20 protein-coding genes are annotated in these 16,279 nt (G+C 64.7%); 2 read left to right on the top strand and 18 right to left on the bottom strand.

Annotated elements, in window-relative coordinates; translation table 11 throughout:
- From ACAD63_RS07930 to ACAD63_RS07850, 17 genes are all read right to left on the bottom strand, one after another.
- On the bottom strand, nucleotides 1-2,868 hold the full coding sequence (locus tag ACAD63_RS07930) for a phage tail tape measure protein (RefSeq protein ID WP_434033722.1): 2,868 nt from the start codon (nucleotides 2,866-2,868) through the stop codon (nucleotides 1-3).
- 1 nt (nucleotide 2,869) lies between these two features.
- Nucleotides 2,870-3,163, bottom strand: a complete 294-nt coding sequence (locus tag ACAD63_RS07925; RefSeq protein WP_434033721.1) for a phage tail assembly chaperone — start codon at nucleotides 3,161-3,163, stop codon at nucleotides 2,870-2,872.
- 50 nt (nucleotides 3,164-3,213) lie between these two features.
- On the bottom strand, nucleotides 3,214-3,633 hold the full coding sequence (locus ACAD63_RS07920; protein ID WP_434033720.1) for a hypothetical protein: 420 nt from the start codon (nucleotides 3,631-3,633) through the stop codon (nucleotides 3,214-3,216).
- Between the two features lie 71 nt (nucleotides 3,634-3,704).
- Nucleotides 3,705-4,934 (bottom strand): phage tail tube protein, encoded by a 1,230-nt coding sequence (locus tag ACAD63_RS07915; protein WP_434033719.1) that lies wholly within the window; start codon nucleotides 4,932-4,934, stop codon nucleotides 3,705-3,707.
- A gap of 60 nt (nucleotides 4,935-4,994) precedes the next feature.
- Nucleotides 4,995-5,393: a phage tail terminator-like protein gene (locus ACAD63_RS07910; RefSeq protein WP_434033718.1), complete on the bottom strand. Its 399-nt coding sequence runs from the start codon at nucleotides 5,391-5,393 to the stop codon at nucleotides 4,995-4,997.
- Entirely contained in the window at nucleotides 5,390-5,797 is a 408-nt protein-coding gene (locus ACAD63_RS07905; RefSeq protein ID WP_434033717.1) for an HK97 gp10 family phage protein, read from the bottom strand. Before ACAD63_RS07905 ends, ACAD63_RS07910 begins: the two co-directional genes overlap by 4 nt.
- 52 nt (nucleotides 5,798-5,849) lie before the next feature.
- The gene (locus tag ACAD63_RS07900; RefSeq protein WP_434033716.1) at nucleotides 5,850-6,302 is read right to left on the bottom strand and encodes a hypothetical protein; all 453 of its coding nucleotides are present in this window, start codon (nucleotides 6,300-6,302) and stop codon (nucleotides 5,850-5,852) included.
- A gap of 74 nt (nucleotides 6,303-6,376) precedes the next feature.
- A complete protein-coding gene (locus ACAD63_RS07895; RefSeq protein ID WP_434033715.1) occupies nucleotides 6,377-6,748 on the bottom strand; it encodes a hypothetical protein in 372 nt (123 codons plus the stop codon).
- Nucleotides 6,745-6,987: a hypothetical protein gene (locus ACAD63_RS07890; protein WP_434033714.1), complete on the bottom strand. Its 243-nt coding sequence runs from the start codon at nucleotides 6,985-6,987 to the stop codon at nucleotides 6,745-6,747. The genes ACAD63_RS07895 and ACAD63_RS07890 overlap by 4 nt, the downstream gene beginning before the upstream one ends.
- Nucleotide 6,988: 1 nt before the next feature.
- On the bottom strand, nucleotides 6,989-7,483 hold the full coding sequence (locus ACAD63_RS07885) for a DnaT-like ssDNA-binding protein (protein WP_434033713.1): 495 nt from the start codon (nucleotides 7,481-7,483) through the stop codon (nucleotides 6,989-6,991).
- Between the two features lie 6 nt (nucleotides 7,484-7,489).
- A complete protein-coding gene (locus ACAD63_RS07880) occupies nucleotides 7,490-7,771 on the bottom strand; it encodes a HeH/LEM domain-containing protein (protein ID WP_434033712.1) in 282 nt (93 codons plus the stop codon).
- Nucleotides 7,772-7,819: 48 nt separating this feature from the next.
- Complete coding sequence (locus ACAD63_RS07875; protein ID WP_434033711.1) at nucleotides 7,820-9,127, bottom strand: P22 coat - protein 5 family protein; 1,308 nt, start codon at nucleotides 9,125-9,127, stop codon at nucleotides 7,820-7,822.
- Between the two features lie 61 nt (nucleotides 9,128-9,188).
- A complete protein-coding gene (locus ACAD63_RS07870) occupies nucleotides 9,189-9,971 on the bottom strand; it encodes a DUF6651 domain-containing protein (RefSeq protein WP_434033710.1) in 783 nt (260 codons plus the stop codon).
- A 146-nt stretch (nucleotides 9,972-10,117) separates the two neighbouring features.
- On the bottom strand, nucleotides 10,118-11,182 hold the full coding sequence (locus tag ACAD63_RS07865; RefSeq protein WP_434033709.1) for a hypothetical protein: 1,065 nt from the start codon (nucleotides 11,180-11,182) through the stop codon (nucleotides 10,118-10,120).
- Between the two features lie 3 nt (nucleotides 11,183-11,185).
- Nucleotides 11,186-12,571 carry a DUF4055 domain-containing protein gene (locus tag ACAD63_RS07860; RefSeq protein ID WP_434033708.1) on the bottom strand — a complete coding sequence of 462 codons (1,386 nt, stop codon included), beginning with the start codon at nucleotides 12,569-12,571 and terminating at the stop codon, nucleotides 11,186-11,188.
- Nucleotides 12,572-12,584: 13 nt separating this feature from the next.
- Nucleotides 12,585-13,910 (bottom strand): terminase large subunit domain-containing protein, encoded by a 1,326-nt coding sequence (locus ACAD63_RS07855; RefSeq protein WP_434033707.1) that lies wholly within the window; start codon nucleotides 13,908-13,910, stop codon nucleotides 12,585-12,587.
- A complete protein-coding gene (locus tag ACAD63_RS07850; RefSeq protein WP_434033706.1) occupies nucleotides 13,910-14,374 on the bottom strand; it encodes a hypothetical protein in 465 nt (154 codons plus the stop codon). Before ACAD63_RS07850 ends, ACAD63_RS07855 begins: the two co-directional genes overlap by 1 nt.
- Before the next feature lie 232 nt (nucleotides 14,375-14,606).
- Here ACAD63_RS07850 and ACAD63_RS07845 point away from each other — a divergent pair, with 232 nt between their 5' ends.
- Both ACAD63_RS07845 and ACAD63_RS07840 read left to right on the top strand, forming a co-directional pair.
- A complete protein-coding gene (locus tag ACAD63_RS07845) occupies nucleotides 14,607-14,945 on the top strand; it encodes a hypothetical protein (protein WP_434033705.1) in 339 nt (112 codons plus the stop codon).
- 239 nt (nucleotides 14,946-15,184) lie between these two features.
- The gene (locus ACAD63_RS07840) at nucleotides 15,185-15,475 is read left to right on the top strand and encodes a hypothetical protein (RefSeq protein WP_434033704.1); all 291 of its coding nucleotides are present in this window, start codon (nucleotides 15,185-15,187) and stop codon (nucleotides 15,473-15,475) included.
- Nucleotides 15,476-15,856: 381 nt separating this feature from the next.
- On the opposite strand, the gene ACAD63_RS07835 is transcribed toward ACAD63_RS07840, so the two are convergent.
- Nucleotides 15,857-16,210 carry a hypothetical protein gene (locus ACAD63_RS07835; RefSeq protein ID WP_434033703.1) on the bottom strand — a complete coding sequence of 118 codons (354 nt, stop codon included), beginning with the start codon at nucleotides 16,208-16,210 and terminating at the stop codon, nucleotides 15,857-15,859.
- Nucleotides 16,211-16,279: the final 69 nt, after the last annotated feature.

Genomic DNA, 16,279 nt, shown 5'->3' with positions numbered 1-16,279 from the left:
TTACCGTTTGGGCGAGAAGCGCCCGCCGCGATTGATGCTGTCCAGAATCTGGGCCTTCGTCTGCTGCTGGCTGCGCTCGATGGCGGCTATCACCTCGGCGCGGTCCGTCCGGCTGTCGATGTTGTAGGTGTTATGGAACTCGATCGACATTGGCGCGGCCTGCTGCGTCTTCGCAGGCATCGCCGTGTCTGGCAACACGCGGCCAGGCACGTCCGGGACGAAGATCTCGCCGCGGCCGCGCTCGCCAACCAGGTACGGCACGCCGGCCTGCACATCCCCGCCGCCGGCGCGCGTGCTGACGCTGCTGATCAGACTGTCCAGGCCAGCCTGTGTCTCGGGGCCGTAGACGCCGCCGATCGACATGCCAGTGGCATCGCCGGCCATGCCAAGCAGCGAACCGCCGAGCTGGCTGAAGATGCCCGACAGCGCCGCCCGCGTCTGGATCCGAATCAGGTCCGAGATCACTGAGTGCGCGAAGTCGCTGAAGTTGAGCTTCCCAGTCATGGCGAAGTCGACCAGCGCATCCTCCATGTTCGAGAACGCACGGCTGAACATGTCCTCGGTCTGGGCCGCCACATTGGCCGCCGAATCCCGGTAGTTCTCGAGCGCGCGAGACGCGCCCAGCTGCCAATCAGCCTGCAGATCCAGCCGCTGCTGGAAGTACCCGCGCTCGCGATCCAGCTGAGCCTGCATTGCGGCGTCCAGCTCGGCCAGCGAATCGCGATACTCCTTGGTGTCGAGCAGTCCCGACTTCGCCGCGCGCTTGGTCAGCGTCTCGCGCTGCCTGCGGAACTCCTCTTCCGTGCGAGACAGGATGTCGTTGAGCTCACGGGCGTTGTCACCCATGCCGAAGCTGGCCAGATCGCGGGATGCTTCGCGCTGGCGAGACGCGGCATATGCGTCGACATTGAGCATCACCTCCTTGCGCGCGTCGTCCAGCTTCTTGAAGACCTCGCTCAGCGCCCGGGCCCGCTCCTTTTCGCTGTTAGCGAGGCGCTCCTCGATCTCCTCGACCTTGGCGGCGTACCGTTCGCGCTCAGCCAGTTGCTTGCGGCCGGCGGCGACATCCGCCTGCATCTCGGCGATCACCTGCTCGTCGATCAGTGCCTTTTGCTTGGCGTCGAAGCTCTTTTCGATGTACTGGCGTTCGTCCAGCAGGCCTTGGTTACGCAAGGTCTCCAAATCGGCCAGTTCACCCTTCAGGATGGCTTCGCGCTGGCGCGCCATGCCTTCGAGCTGAGCAATCTCGCCGCCAAGCTCGTTCTGTCGCGCGGCGCTCGCAGCGGATGTCGACTTCCCAGCCTTGTTGAACTTGTCCCAGACCTCCTGCTTGCGCGCGGCCGCCGCGGCGACGGCCTGGTTGTACAGGTCGCTGCCCTTCTCGATGCCGGTGGTGGCCGCCTTGAAGTCGTCGTCGATCTGCTTGAGATCCTTGTCCCGGTTCTCCGCCTTCGTGAGGTTCTTTCCGTCGGTCAGGAACTTCCGCGCCCGAGCTTCCGCGGCGCTCTCACGGGCCGCCTCGACGCCAAGGCCCATGACATCGGACAGGTTTGGAGTGTTGCGCTGCTGATCGTCTCCCGCTTGGCGCCGCGCCTCCGCGAGGCGCTTCTCCAGCTGCATCAGGTCGTAGCCCTTCTGACCACGCTGAAACCGGTCGAGCGACGGATCCTGCAGCTCGGACTGCAACTGGGCCCGCTGCTGCTCCATCCCCTTCAGGGACTGCGCACGATAGTTGACCGCATTCGTCGGGTTGAGGAACGACAGCGCCGAGCCAGCGCCCGCGCCGAACTGGCCCCAGAAACCGGCGCCCTCGGCCTTCGCCCGACGGATCGACGAGGAGACGTCGTTCATGGCGTCCGTCAGGATGCTGAGCTGGCCAGCTGCCGCCTGCCCGAGCCCGGAGTCCGCCACCGTGCGCTTCAGGTCAGCCCAGGCGCTGTCGATGCGGCCCAGCGCGGCCTGCGTGCTGTTTGCGGCCTCCTCGACCGATCCGGCCAGTTCCTTGCGAAGCTGAGCGGCGAACTTCGGCAGGAAGTCATCAGACAGCACTTGGCCCTGCTCGAGCATCTTTCCCAACTCAGCAGTGGTGACGCCCATGGCGCGCGCGGCGATCTGGAACGCGCCGGGCAGGCGCTCGCCGAGCTGGCCGCGCAGTTCTTCTGCCTGAACGGTACCCTTGCTGATCATCTGGCCGACCGCCATCAGTGCGCCCTCGGCTTCCGCCGACGACAGGTGCATGACGGTTGCGGCTTCACTGACCGCCAGGAAGATTTCCCGTGCGCCCTTCCCCTCAAGCGTCGTCTCGCGCGCGGCAGCCGCCAGTTTCACGAACGATGCCGAGGCGACGCTCAGGTCCAAGCCGAGCCGGTTAGCCTCCTCTCGCAGGAAGCCGAGGTCTCGCGCGCCAGCGTTCGCATCGCCACCGGCGGCGAATTTCAGCCCAACGGTGATCTTGTCGACCTGCGCCTGCAACTCGGCAAAGCCTCGCACGCTCGAGAAGACGGACGATGGGATCTCCATCAGGCCGTCCACCAGGGCGCGCACCGACTGGGCGACGGCATTGACCGCGGTCGCACCGATCGCGAAATCTTTCAGGGAATCCCCGAACGAACGCGACTGACGCTCCAGATCACCCATGGCCTTCCCGGCCTGCTGCGCCGACTGCTCGTAGCGGTTCAGCGACGTGCTGGCGCCCGCCGCGGCGGTGCCGGTACCACCGATGCCGGCCGAGGCCTTGTCACCGCTCGCGCCGACCTTGTCCATGGCATCGGCGGTGCGGTTGGCCGACTGGGTCGTCCGGTTGAGCGCAGCTTCCCCCCGCGTCAGCCCGGAGGTGTCCATGGCGATGCCGAGGGATGCAATGTCCATGCTATGCCTTGCGTTTGTTGGCGGCCCCCAGCACCACACGATCGAGTCGCCGGATGGCGTCAAGCTGCCAGCGCGCGGGCCGCTCGCCGATCATGGTGAAGAAGGCGTGAATGTCGGTGTAGGGGATGGGCGACAGGCCCATGCCGGCCGGCCTAGTGTTGTTCAGTTCCATGAACCACTCCCAGAGCTGAAAGCCGGCGGGAGGCAATTCCGGGCTGTCGAGCCCTTCCGGCCGCCGCCCGCTCTGGCGCGCGACCGATTCGAGGTTCTGCCTGACGGTCGAGCCATCAGGCATGCGCTCGTCCAGCGCAAGCTGATGCTCTGCGTACGCGACGATGTCGGCCGTCAGACTTTCAAAAAATTTGCGGACTCGGCCGCGTGGGCGTAGACCTGCGCGCGCACCTCCGGGTTGACCGTGTACAGCAGGCGCGCGTTGTCCGCATTGCACGGCTCGTCCAGGCCGCGCCATGACACCGTGCGCAGCACCGCGCCGGCGATGGCCCGTGCTTCGTCGTCCTCGACAGCCTCCGGCCCCAGGCTCTCGCCCTTCTTTGCTGCCACGTAAGCACGTTCCCTGCGCTCGTTGATCTGCTTGCGGTTGGCGGCCTTCACCGTATCCGAGTGGTCGCCTCTTACGGTGATGAAGACGCCCAGGCCGATGCCGTCCGAGTTCTTGACCTCGAACTCGTAGCCGGTCTCGCTGGCCTGCACCAGGTTCAGGGATGCGATCGAGCGCGACTGCGCGGCTGCCTTGTTCTGTTCCATCGTCTGCTCCAAAAAGATGCGGGCCAGCACATGCCGGCCCGCGAATTTCCCATGGGTGGGAGCGCTGTCCCTTATGCCGCCAGCGAGTCCTGCACGCTGATGGTCGTTTTTTCGTTGGCGGCGCCCGCGCCGCCGGCGCCGTTCAGCAGCGCCTGGAAGCTGAAGGTCTGAATCAGGCCCTTCTCGCCGTCGTCCTTGCTGGCGCTACCCAGCTTCACGCGAGACATCGTCATCGCGAGGAAGTCAGCAGCCGCCGTGTTGCCGGTCGTCAGAGCCGCGCTGATGCCGATCTCGGTCTCGTTGACGAAGGCGTCGCGCAGCACCGCGTCCTGAAAGTAGGCGGTGAACTGGCCGGTGACCACCACGCGGCCCGGGTACAGGTCCGGCAGCGTGTTCTGGCCGACCACCGGGTCGCCGGTCAGGTTGGCGTTGATCGACGCGCTCATGCCCGTTACCAGACCCACCGGCACGCCGCCGGCAAGCAGCACGCCGTTGACCGCAGCCACCACGCCGGACGTCGTCTCGACTGCAGGGGCAGTGAAGTACACCGACGTGGCCGTAACCATGTCCAGGCCTTGCACCTGCGCCGCCAGCGTCGCCATGCCAGTCGCCGGCAGGTTGATGTCCATCTGCGCCAGCTTGCAGTCGGTGAAGCGCTCTGACTGCGCCACGTCCGAGAACCAGTGCTCGAAGGTGATGTACTTGTCCGTGTGCGCGCTGGTCGGCACGTACGTCTTCTTGCCCGGTACCGACACGGTGGCCGAGGCGATCGGGCCTTCGGCGACCATCGCCACGCCGTTCAGCGGGATGACGGTCAGCGCCAGCGCGGTGAGCGACACCACCAGAAGGTTTTTGTTCAGGTTGGCGGCATTGAACGAGCCCGCCGTCAGCCGCACCACGTCGCCTGCCTTGATTCCGTCGGTCAGGAACGAGCCTGCAGCGCGCGTGACGATGTAGGCCTGGACGGTGCCCAGCAGCGAGCCCACGGCGATCGTGATGCTGGCTCCGCTGATGGCCGTCACCGCGGTGAAGTCGCGGCGCAGGATTGCGGCGAGCAGGTCGGCGTACGTGCCCGGCGAGATTTCACCGTTGATCGTGCCGGCCACCCGGCGCACGCCGTGGCGAAAGTCGGCAATCTGCTGGTCGGAGCGGATCTCCTCGGACTGGTAGGTGTCCTTGTTCAGCGAGATGTCCGACGTGACGCGGCGCAGGATCTGGCCGCCGGAGGTGCCGGCCGCGACGCCCTGCGCGGTCTGCAGCTTGTACCGCAGTTGCTTGAACAACCCCTTTGCGATGGGCATTTTCTTGCTCCAAACAGAAATGCCCCGCGCAAGGCGAGGCGTTGATGAGATGGGCCGGCGTCAGGCGCTGGCGAAGAACGGGATGCTGACCGGCACGCGCCAGCGGTCGCCGTCTGCGTACCCCGCGGCAATGGTCGGCGTGCGCTGCACCACCACCTCGATGCCGTCGGCAACCAGCGTGGTGCCGCGCTTGAACCAGTCTCGGATTGCCGCGGCGCGCGCTTCGGCCGCTCCGGGCCCTGCGCCTGATGGGTACATCAGCGACACCTGCAGCACGCCGACCTCGCGGTAATAGTCGCCATAGGCAGGGTTCTCGGGCGCGCCGAGCAGCAGGTCTGCACGTTGGTATGGCACGCCGGCGGCCGGGGTGAACTGGACGTTCTGCCAAGCGGTGGCCAGCGCTGGCGCCATGGCGTTCAGCCGGGTCTCCAGCGCCTTGCGGACAGCGACGTTGCTCATTTCTTCAGCTCTCCCACTGCGCGGGTCAGGTACTGGTCGAACTCGGCCAGGGTGATGCGAACCATGCCGCCCGGCGACTGACCAGAGTGGCCGTACTCGAGCGGCACGGCGTAAGGCAGATGGTTGACCAGGTGCAAAGTCTGCCCGATCGCGAAGGCGGACAGTGCGCCGTTCGCCGCGGCAATCGTTCCGGTGCCGGACTTGTCCATGGTCACCGAGGTGCTGGGCGACAGCACATACTGCACCTGCCAGTTTCCCCGGAATCGGCCGGTGTCGACCGGCGACTTCATGACCAGGCTGGTCATCAGGTCTAGCGCGACCTTGCGCACGACCTGCTCCTGATTGCCCTTGGCACGCTCGACGAACGCGGCGAACTTGCGGCGGAAGTCGTCGTTTGCGGCCATAGAAAGGAAAAGAGCCGCCCTCAGGCGGCTCTGCAAATCTAGCGTGATTCAATTAGATGGCACGCACAAGATCCAACTGTTTCAACGTCATGATGCGCGCAAATGTCCTTGCTGCCTCGGCCTCTGGAACTATGTCACCTTCACAATCCCAATCCCATCCTGCCGCGTTGGACTCATCAAAGCTGGCATTGCCGAACCTATCGAACAACATGGCATGAAGCGGCACTAGGCTGATCGAGGCATCAAGGCTGCGGTCTACCTTCAGAAGTTCCAACACGCCATGCAGTTCCTGCTGGACAAGTCGGAACCCGAATCGACCCCAAACCTCCCCGAATGGGGAGCGAAAGACGATATCTCGCTGCTGGCCACCGAAATCCACAACGACGACTTCCACCCGGTGCGTTCTGATGCCAGCCGGCAACTCGCGCAGAAGGAAATCCGCCATCGCCCGCGACTTATCCACGATTTGTTGGGCGACCCCAGCCTGATTCTGGGCGTCTGCCATTCTTCGATGCTCGTACGGAATTGCCACTTTCTGTCTCCCACGGGGTTGGAAAGTGCAATCTAGCACACATCGGATCACTTCCTGAGGTGCAGCTCGTACAGAACCGGCGTGCCGGCAGGGTTCACCGCCTTGACGTTCTGTACCTGCCACACGTCCGTGCCATCGACCAGCTTGTCGCCGGTGGTCGGCAGCGGCATGCCCGCTGGCGACAGCAAGCACTGCTTGTCGCCCACCTCGATCAGCGTGCTGGGCATCCACGTCTGGCCGGCGCCCAGCGTCTCGTAATCGAACAGCGCTCCGGTGCCGGGGTAGTCGGTGACGGTCTCTGCCGCGGTGCCTGCGCTCGGGTCGTAGGCGCCGGGCACCACGCGACGCAGCGTTACCGCCTTGCCAAACTCGCGCAGCAGCTCATCGGCCAGCGCTGCCATCTCGTCGTAGAAGCTCATCCCTTCCCCTCGATGACGCGCGCCATCATCTTGGCCGCGCCGGCATGCAGCAGCAGGTGCGCGTTCGGTGCCGCTTCACCGGTGCCGGCATAGCTCACCTCAAGCGTGTCGGCGTCCCACACGACCACGCATCCATTCACCTGGTCATGTTCGCCACGCTCCATCGCATCTGCCAGGTTGCGCAGCACAGATGGAACGTCGAGTAGTGAGGTTTCCCGGAGGAGTCTCAGGTTGCTCATGTCATGCCCTCGCCAGCCTGATCTGCCCACTGCCGCCCGACACCAGGCCGCGCAGCAGGGAATCCACATAGGGGTACCGCTTCTGCCCGCCGTTGCGCTCATTCTGCGCAAACTTCCGAGTGATCGGCCCGACCGTCTGCTCGACCACCTGTTGCGGCGAGACGTCAGCGGCAAGTTCGCCGCCCAGCGCCTTCAGCGCCAGCTCGCAGACGGCGTCCTTCACCCGGGCCGGGATCGTGGTGCCATCCAGTGGGTAGCCGTCCACCACGACGTCATAGCGCGGCCAGTCCAGCGCCTGCGCCGCCGTGGCGCGCGTTCCGCGCCATTCATAGGTCGCGTCGACGTAGCCCGTCGCGCGAACCAGCGCGCCTTCGCGGGCGGCGTCGGCGGCGGCGCCCCAGGCACTGCCCGGCCGCTTCGACCAGTAGGCGTCGGCCTCGGCCACCGACACGTAGCTGTCGGCCGTCGGGCTGCCAGGATTGGTGTCGATGGTCATCGCGGCTTACTCGGTCGGTTGCTCGGGCTGCTTCGGCTCGTTGGCGGCATCCAGCAGCGCCTGCAGGTCCGCCTTCTTGGCGCCCTCGGGGATCTCGACGCCCTTCTCGGCCAGCGCAGCCTTGAGCTCGTCGACGGTCGGGCCCTTGGCCGCCTTCTTGGCGCCCTCGGGATCTTTGTCCTCGCGCTTTTCGCACTTGCGCCAACCCAGCGCCTCGTGGGCGGCAAAGGTGGTCGGATGCACTTCGAGGTACTCGCCGGCCAGTTCGACCGGAATCAGTTCGGACATGTTGATTCTCCAGTTCAGGGGCCAGGGCCCGGAGGCCCCGGCTTTCCATCAGCCCAGCAGCATGGCGATGTGCTCCGACTTGATCGCTTGCGTGCCCCAGGCCATGCAGATCTCGAACTTGACCTGGCGGTACTGGCGGTACACACGAACCTCGAAGCTGAGGCCGGTCACGGGGTCCGTGATCATCATGGCGTCGTCGGCCGAGTCACCCCCCTCGGGTACAGCCGGCGCGCGGCAGGCCAGCACGAGAGCGTTGCGGCTGAAGGCGAAGTTGCCGGTGTAGCTGTTGCCCACGGTCAGCGCATTGCCGGTGGGGATGACGATCTGCGCACCAGGACGGTTCAGGCTGATGGTGCCCGGTGCAGCAACGCCGGTGCCGACGACGTACTTGTTGTTCGCGTCGGCCGCGAAGGTGACCACATCGCCGGCCAGCACAGTGCCGGTACCGGTCACCAGCGCGATGTCGCGCACGCCAACGGCGGTCGCGCCGGAGGTCACGTAGCTCGCGCCGGTACCCTTGACGTGCTGCGCAATGCCGGCCGAGTAGCGCACGGCCATGTTCTGCAGCAGATCCGTCATGCCGTTGCGCAGCATGTCGCTCGAACCCGCCTCGTTCACCTTGAACAGCACAGACTGCTTGCCGCGCAGGTTCGCGATCGACGCCGAATTGAAGACGATCTGTCGACCGACGACAGGCGCGCCGTTGTCGTCCAGGATCCGCGCAACGCCGGCCAGGTCGGACAGGTCGCCAGCGGTGCCGAGCGGCGTGGTACCGGCGGTACCGTAGGCACGCGACGCACCCTGCTTCGCGGCGATGGCCAAGTCCACTTCCATCGCATTGACGATCTTGCGCATGCCGTCGGCGAACTGGTCCGCGAGGATCTTGTTGTAGGTTCCCGTCGAGCCCACAGCCTTCTGCTCTTCGCCGTTCCAGCGGATCGGCGCGGCCTTGGACTTCGTGATCACGATGTCCGCATAGCCAGGCGTGGTGTCACCGCTGTTCGCAGGCGTCGCACCCGGGGTGATGTCCTCGAGCGCACCGGCCTCTGTCAGCGGCACGCGCACGGTCTGGCCCACCGCTGCACGTTCGGCATTGCTGTCTCGGCTCACGGCGGGGATGAAACCCACCATTTCGCGCGAGACCACGTTCAGCGCCTCGTACAGCGTCGGGATCAGCGGCGTCAGGACGTTTGCGCCGGCGATCATGCCACGCTGCGGCGGCCGCGTTACCGCGTCTTCCATCAGCTCGAACAGGCGGGACGCGACCTTGGCCACGGTCGCCACCGGGTACAGGGCGACGACGAACGACACCACCGCCAGCGCCATCAGGCGCAGCTTGGAGAAAGTGCTCTTCATGATTTGACCCTCAAAAAGGAAAAGGCCGCGATCTGCGGCCCGAGGATTGCTTGGGAGTTGCCTAGTCGGTGATCACCGTGTTTGCGTCACGGGCAGCAGCGGCCTGATCCGCCGGGCTGAGCTGCGTGAACTGCGCACGAGTGATCGTCTTCTTGCCACCGGTGCCACCACCGCCGCCTTGCGCACCGCCACCGGAAGCGCCTGATCCCTTCAGGATGTGCGCCTTGTGGGGGTACGAGTCGACCATGATCTCGATCGCTTCCTCAGCATCGGCCAGCTCGCCGTGCCGCGTGCGCGAGTAGATCTTGCCGCCCGCCGCGTCGTAGGCCACGACCTTGCCATCTTCGACCTTGAACCGGTTATGGAAGAGCGCTTGCGCGATCTCCACGCCAGCCGGGCCTTCGGCGGCAAACTTCTCTGCGATGAACTTGGAGCGCGAGAACGCCCCACCGACCAGGTGGGAATTCAGCTGCGCCTCAAGGTCTTCGGCCTTCTTCACGACAGGGGCGTACTTCTCCTCCACCGACTTGATCGCCTCGGCCTTCACCTTTTCGACTTCGCCGGCATCCACCAGCTTCTTGTCGTCCAGGTTTTTCACCGTCGTCAGCGCCTTGATGGCCGCTGCCGGGTCGGTGATGCCTTCGAAGGTTTTCAGGGTAGTTTCGGCAGCTTCTGCCCGCTCTCGGTGGCTCTTGGCCTCGCCGTTGAGACGGGAGATGGTCGCTACCGTGCTGTCGCCATCGAACGGCGCTTCTTTGCCGTCGGCGCCGATGAACACGGGCAGCTTCTTGCCGCTGACTTCCTGAAGAACGATGTTGCCGGCTTCGTCGTACTTGAATGGCATGGTGACTTTCCTTGGGGCATCCGCCCGCATGCTGTTGCGGCATCCGCCGCGATGCGCCCTGCGGCATCCACCGCGCTGGGCAAAGAGAAAGCGCCCGCAGACCGAAGCCGGCGGGCGCTGGAATAAATCTGGAATATTTCGTCGTGCTACTTGTCGTACTTGGCGCGCAGCTGCTCCAGCGTGAGTGGGTTGCCGCGCTGGTCCAGCAGCTGCTGCAGCGTGATCTTGCCCTCGCGCCACAGCGCCGCCCTGCCCTTACCCAGCACCTCGTTCTGGAAGGCTGTGCTCTTGCCGGCCAGGAAGTCGGAGAACGTCAGGTCAGCCGCGACCTGCCCGTCCATGCTGGCGCGCGTGGTCGGCGTGAACTCGTCGGCGTCCAGCCCCAGGTCCCGGAACGTCTTCAGGACCGGGATCTCTGTGCTCCGGCAGCCCCAGTGCCGCGGCACGCCGCCGTTGTAGGGCAGCTTCGTGCCGTTGATCGGCTTGTTCTCCAGATTCCACGACGCGCCGGCGTAGGCGATGCAGGTGTCCGTCGTCCGGCCGTCCAGGGTGCTGACCTGCTGCTTTCCCTTGACGATGTCCTCGTTGGCCTGCCAAGTCAGGTTGCGCGCCCGGGTGCTGACGGTCTGCACCGCGGTGCGCACCAAGGCGTCAGCGTTGCGCCGGCTGGTCTCAAACACGCCGACCAGACCCGTGCGCGTCGAGCCACCGATGCGCTGGACGATCTTGGCGTTGGTCTCGCCCGCCGCCACGCCCAGCCGGATCTCGTTGGCGAACCGGAACGCGGTGTCGGCCGCCTGCCGGTCCAGCCAGTCGCCCAGCGGCGCTCCCTGGAACAGGCCGGTGTCGACCAGCGCCTTCAGCGTCGAGGTCGGCGCCAGCGCGCGCATTAGATCCACGCCCACGGCGCCGTTGGTGCTCGACAGCACCCATTTGGCTTCCTGCCGCGCCAGATCCTTCAAGTCGTCGAACAGGTCGCCCTGCAGCGTCTCGTACCGGTCGGCTACCAGGTCTCGGACGTCGGACAGCAACTGATTCAGCCGCGCCTTCTGGTACTCGGTCAGCGGCCGCGCGCCGATCTTGGCCTCGACGTCGTCCAACAGGGACTCCATGACCGCCAGCACCAGGTTCGCCTCGTGCCCTAGCACCCGGTTCAGGTCCAGCTGACGCTCGACGGCCAGCGCGGCGAGGATGTCGGACAGGTTCTTCATGGCTTACGCGGTCACGGGCGCCCGGCCCGGGGTAGGCGTGCCGAGCCGGATCTGCTCGTCTTCCCACTTGAGGTCGGGCCGGATCATGCCGCGGCGCTGCATCTCTTCGAACAGCGTCTCGTCGGACAGCGTGCCGGCAACGTTCATCTTCTGCAGCAGGTCGGCGGAGGCCTCGGCCAGCGTCGCCGCGCCGAAGTCCTTGAACACGGTGACGTGGCCGCCGTCGGCCTCGCCCACCCACTCGGCGGTGAACTGCAGCGCGGCGTCGATCGCGTCTTCGAGGTCACCGGCAATCCGCTGCAGCGCGCACGCGCCCTGCTCGTTGTCGGCCAGCGTCTGCGACTCGGTGATATTGCCCGGCTTGATGACCAGCAGCTCGGCACCGGCCTGGCGCATCTGGTCCTCCAGATCCAGCAGCGACTTGCGGCCTGCCTCGATGGCCTGGCCACCGTGCTCCACAAACTTCATGTCGGCGTCGCGGTCCTCGGCCTTTACCGCCGAATTGGCGCCCACGGTAATCTCGGTCTCGCTGCCCAGCAGCTTGGCGAACAGGATCGGCACCCGGGCGACGTGCAGGATGGTCTGCTGGTCGCTCTTGGACTGCCAATGCTCGACGTTCATGTGCGCCAGGTCCAGCAGCGGCGGCACGCCGATCATGAAGGCCTTGCGCTTGCCGTAGACCGGCACGAACGGGATCACCTTCAGTGTGGTGGCGCCCTGGTCGAACAGCGACCAGTCGTCCTTGTCGGTGCTTCCCTCGACCTTGCGGTACGTCGCCCAGGCACCAGGCGTCAGCACGCGAACCTGCTCGACGTGCTTCTCGCCGAACTCGCCATCATCCTCGGTGACGACCTCCAGCAGCCGCAGCTGCGTGAGCATGTCGACGCCGTTGATCCGCTTCGACCGCCAGCCGAGCAGGTTGTCCAGCTTGACCTCGATCCAGTAAGGGCGAACGCCGGCGGCCTGCTCGGCTGCCTGGGTGCGCAGGCCTTGACCTTCGGTGGTCGGGAAGTCGACCAGGATGCCGCACAGGCCCGGGCCGAGCGCCTCCTCGCACAGGTTGGCGGCGAACGAGTGCAGGTTCCGGCCCTGCAGGTCGATGTCCTCGCACCATTCCTGAATCCGGGTCGGCACATCGTCGCTCAGGGTCAGCGGCTTGGAGAACGGCTTGCCAGCGAGCACTTCCACCGTCCGGCTGTACGCCGGGAACAGCGTGGCGACACCCAGTCGCGCGTCGTAGCTCTTCTTCTCCTCGTTCGGCCACTGCGGCAGGTAGTCCTTGCCGGCAGCCCGCATGGCACCCGTGCCGCCCAGCAGCGCCCGGATCAGCGGCAGCGACGTCTTCATCGCCGCGACGGCTGCGGACTCCTTTCGAACTTCTTTTGCCATGGTGGTGGTCGGGTTATGCGCGCAGCGGCGCGACGGTGGCGTTCGTCTTCACCGCCGGGAATTCGAAGTCAACCATGTAGCCGATAGCCGTGGTGATGTGCTGGTAGTCGGTCTCCTCCTCGAGGAAGGTGGAGCCCTTCTTGAACTGCACGGTGGCCAGGCCCTTGTGCGTGTACGGCGCCTTTGTCGTGTTCACGTAGAGCGACACCTCGCCGGCTGCGTTCTTTACCTTGGCACGCACAGCGTTTTGCCGGTCCTTGATGGCCGGCGCGGCGGGCTTCACGCGACGGGTGTAGGTCCAGCCGTTCTCCCGGAGGATATTCTCCATCTCGGTGTAGTCCGAGGCATGGCCGTGCTTCTCGCCAGCGCGCCCCGCCGGATCGCCGTAGATGATCACGTTCCGGTTCTGGTGACCCTTGAAGCGGTCCACGAACTCCAGCGCCGACTGTCGCGACACCGCGCTGGTCAGCACGATCTCTTCCAGCAGGTAGAGGTCGCGGCCGCTTTGCCCGCGCCGCACGCCAATGCCGGATGACAGCGGCGTGAAGTTGAAGTCGTGATACCACAGCAGCTGCTCGTTCGGCTGAATCGTCGCCGTCGTGTAATTGTCCCGGCTGTAGTCCTCGTAGATCCGGCCGGTAGCCGTCTCGAAGCTGGCCTCGTATTCCTGCTTGAACTGCTTGGCCGACATTTGGCGCTTGGCTGCGGCGATGGTCTTTGCCGGCAGGATCTCTGCGCTCTTCCAGTGGAAGACTTGCCAGTCCGGGTCGTTGGCGCTCTCAGCGTACTGCGCCATGTCGTAGTAGTGGTTCAGACCATCGGGCACCCCGATCAGCCAGCACCACGCCCGATAGTCTGGCCGCTCTGGGTTGAAGGTATCCAGGGCCGGCCGGATGTTCGCCTCCCAGGCTTCCGGGTGGATGTCAGCGATCTCATCGATAACGCCACCGGTCCACAGAACACCCTCGATCCGCTCCGGGCGATCCAGCCCGATCAGATGAATCTCGGTTCCGTTATCGAGGAAGATGATCAGCTCGGTCTCGGACGGCGGGCGGGTGCAGAGGCTGGCCAGGCACAGCCGCTTCATGTCCGTCCAGTAGATTTTCTTGACCTGATCCCGGGTCGGCGCGGCAATAAAGTAGCGCTCGTGGGGGTTCTTCATGGCCTGCTTGGCCACAAACCGCTTCGCGCGCTCGGTCTTGCCAGAGCGGCGGCCAGCGGGCACCACAGGAAACCGGACGCCGTTCTCCACCGCCTGCAATAGCGCTGTCTGCACCGGATGGTCGATCAGCTTGTACCAGCGGTCGAGCTCGCGCTGCAGGAGGAGGTTGATGGCCATCAGTCCGGCAGCCTTTCCGCGATCTCGCGCAGCAGTTCTTCCTTGGAGGTGCTGGACGAGCCGGAACCGGCGCCGCCCTTGAGCAGGTCAAGCCGCGTGCGCTCCAGACTCTCGATCCGGCCCATCAGGCGGTCAATCAGGCCCGCATAGTCGCGGCGCTTGAACTTGCGCTCAAGCTCGACTGGCGCCTTCCGCTTGCCTTTGGCTGGCTTACCGGGCTTCTCGGCGCGCTCTTCCAGTTCCGGCAGGTTCTTGGCTTCGGACTCCGCCCGAATGGCGCGCATCAGGCGCAGCCTGCACAGGCGCAGCTCGTCGTCGACCTTCCCCAGTTCAACCTGATCCCAGAGTTCCTCTTCCTCGGCCGTCAGCACCTGACTGTAGATGCCGTGCTTCCGGGCGTTCTGGTTACCCTTGCCGGGCCCCGTACTGAGACCACCGTGCAGCCGGCAGCGTCCATTCGGCATTGCCGGGGACTGGCAAGGCGCGCCGCTGCGGGTCTTAGCTCCGCAACGTGCCATAGATCGACCTCAGGGAGATTGCATAGGGTTGTTTCGCAGAATGGCCAGCGGCTATGCACATCGCCGCGCCCCCAACTCGGTAGGTTGTCAGCGATTTTCACCCCACCTATGCCGGGTACCGAATCGGTAATTCAGCACTTTAGACTCGCCTGATTCCCCCCTATATCGGCAATCAGACATGGCCATTGTTCGCACCAAGGAAGAGTTCAAGCGCGCCGCCAAATCAGGCGAACACGAAATCATTGTGATGGGCAGCCTCGCGGACACAGTGCGTAAGGCCTACAAGGTCCAGAGCCTTTCGAAAGCCGCCCTTGCCGCCATCGGCGCGTTGGCCGTCGCGACGCCATTCACCTATGGAGTATCCGGCATCGTAGCGGTGGGCCTAACCGGGATGGAGTTGGCGACCATCATCTTTGTCATCTTCGTTGGAGTGACTCTGATTCTCGCAGTGTTGCGCGACTACGAGGAAATCGAAGCCTCGCCAGGCAAGGTCGTCCTCCGGAAGAAGAAGGCTTAGACGTTCCGTGGGTCTGCCTGATCTAGGGAATGCAACCCGCCCACCGCCATTAAAGAGCCTGCGCTGCCGCACCGCAGGTAGGAGACTGGCTTGTCACCGCGTCGGGTTGCTGCCGGTGTTTTTACCCACCGCCGGCCGGGGGAGTAAGGGTTTACGTGAATCTTGCTGCACACGGGGCTTGCCCCATATGTGAGTGTGGGCAACTTCCCAAACAACTAAAACTGGAAAAGGTAGAAAAAATGGCGATGTTCATTGTGCGTCTCGTTTTGCAAGACGCTGACTGGGACGATTACACCGACGTCTTGCATCCGGCGATGGAAAAGCAAGGCTTTAGCAAAACCATAACTAGCGACGGTGGCAAGACGTATAAGCTGCCCGATGCGGAGTACTACATCAATGTCGACCTCACTCGCCAACAGGTGCGTGAGCGTGCAGTGGCCGCGGCAGGGGTGACGAAAGTTAAGTTTCGCGTCCTCGTAACAGAAGCTGCTGGAATCAGTTGGCACAATCTCGAGCCTGCGACAAAGTAACCACAAGAAATGCCCGAGCGCCCAAGAGCCCGCCACGCGCGGGCTCTTCATCTTGATCTGCCGGTTACGCATCCGGCGACGTTGTGGCGTCCGTGTGTGATCATCCCGGGGAGGCGCGCATCGCCCCAGCTTTGCCCTTGTGGGTCTGGTCCCGGCCGACTTCTTTAATACTCGCTCAGCAAGCGAACCCTCGACTGTCGCGCGAGGGATGCGCGCTGTACGGGCTTGCCCCTGGTCACCCGTCGCAGTTGGGCCAGCAGGCCTGCACCCAGACGCCCCACCACAGGTAAAGCATCACGAGAGGGGACATGGCGCGGCTCCAACGAAAAAGCCCGCGCGGCGCGAACCGGGCGGGCTTCGGAAACTGGAAAGGCTGACGACTTAGAGCACGAGGTGAAAAAGGCCAGGGACCGCGAAGACGGTGAGTGCAGACAGGGTGCGGCCAAAACCGTCATCAGCGGCCCGTAGAATGAAATTCCCGATCCGGATGCCGATGAACAATGCAACGACCGCAGGCACCCAGACAAAATGGGGTCCGTCTACGAATCGTAGAGCTAACCAACCGTAGACGATGCTGCCGAGGGCGGCAAACAAGATGAGTGCCTGCAACCCATTGCCAATTGGCAGGGGTATCCCTTCATGTCGGGCGCTCGCCACGGCGCTGGCTTGTCCCCATGTAGTCCCGATCAGGCAATAGATGCCTAACCCGAGCGCGTATTGTTCCGTGGCTGTCATGAACCTGAGAAAAGCCCCGCCGCGAATGCTTCGGGCGGGGCTTGGCTGAGTCTGGGAGAAATCTACATC

It is taken from the genome of Cupriavidus sp. a3 (assembly GCF_051015765.1).
GTDB classification, from domain to species: Bacteria; Pseudomonadota; Gammaproteobacteria; order Burkholderiales; family Burkholderiaceae; genus Cupriavidus; species Cupriavidus oxalaticus_A.
The sequence above is the reverse complement of the archived record's forward strand: the minus strand, read 5'-3'. Positions and strand labels throughout refer to the sequence as shown.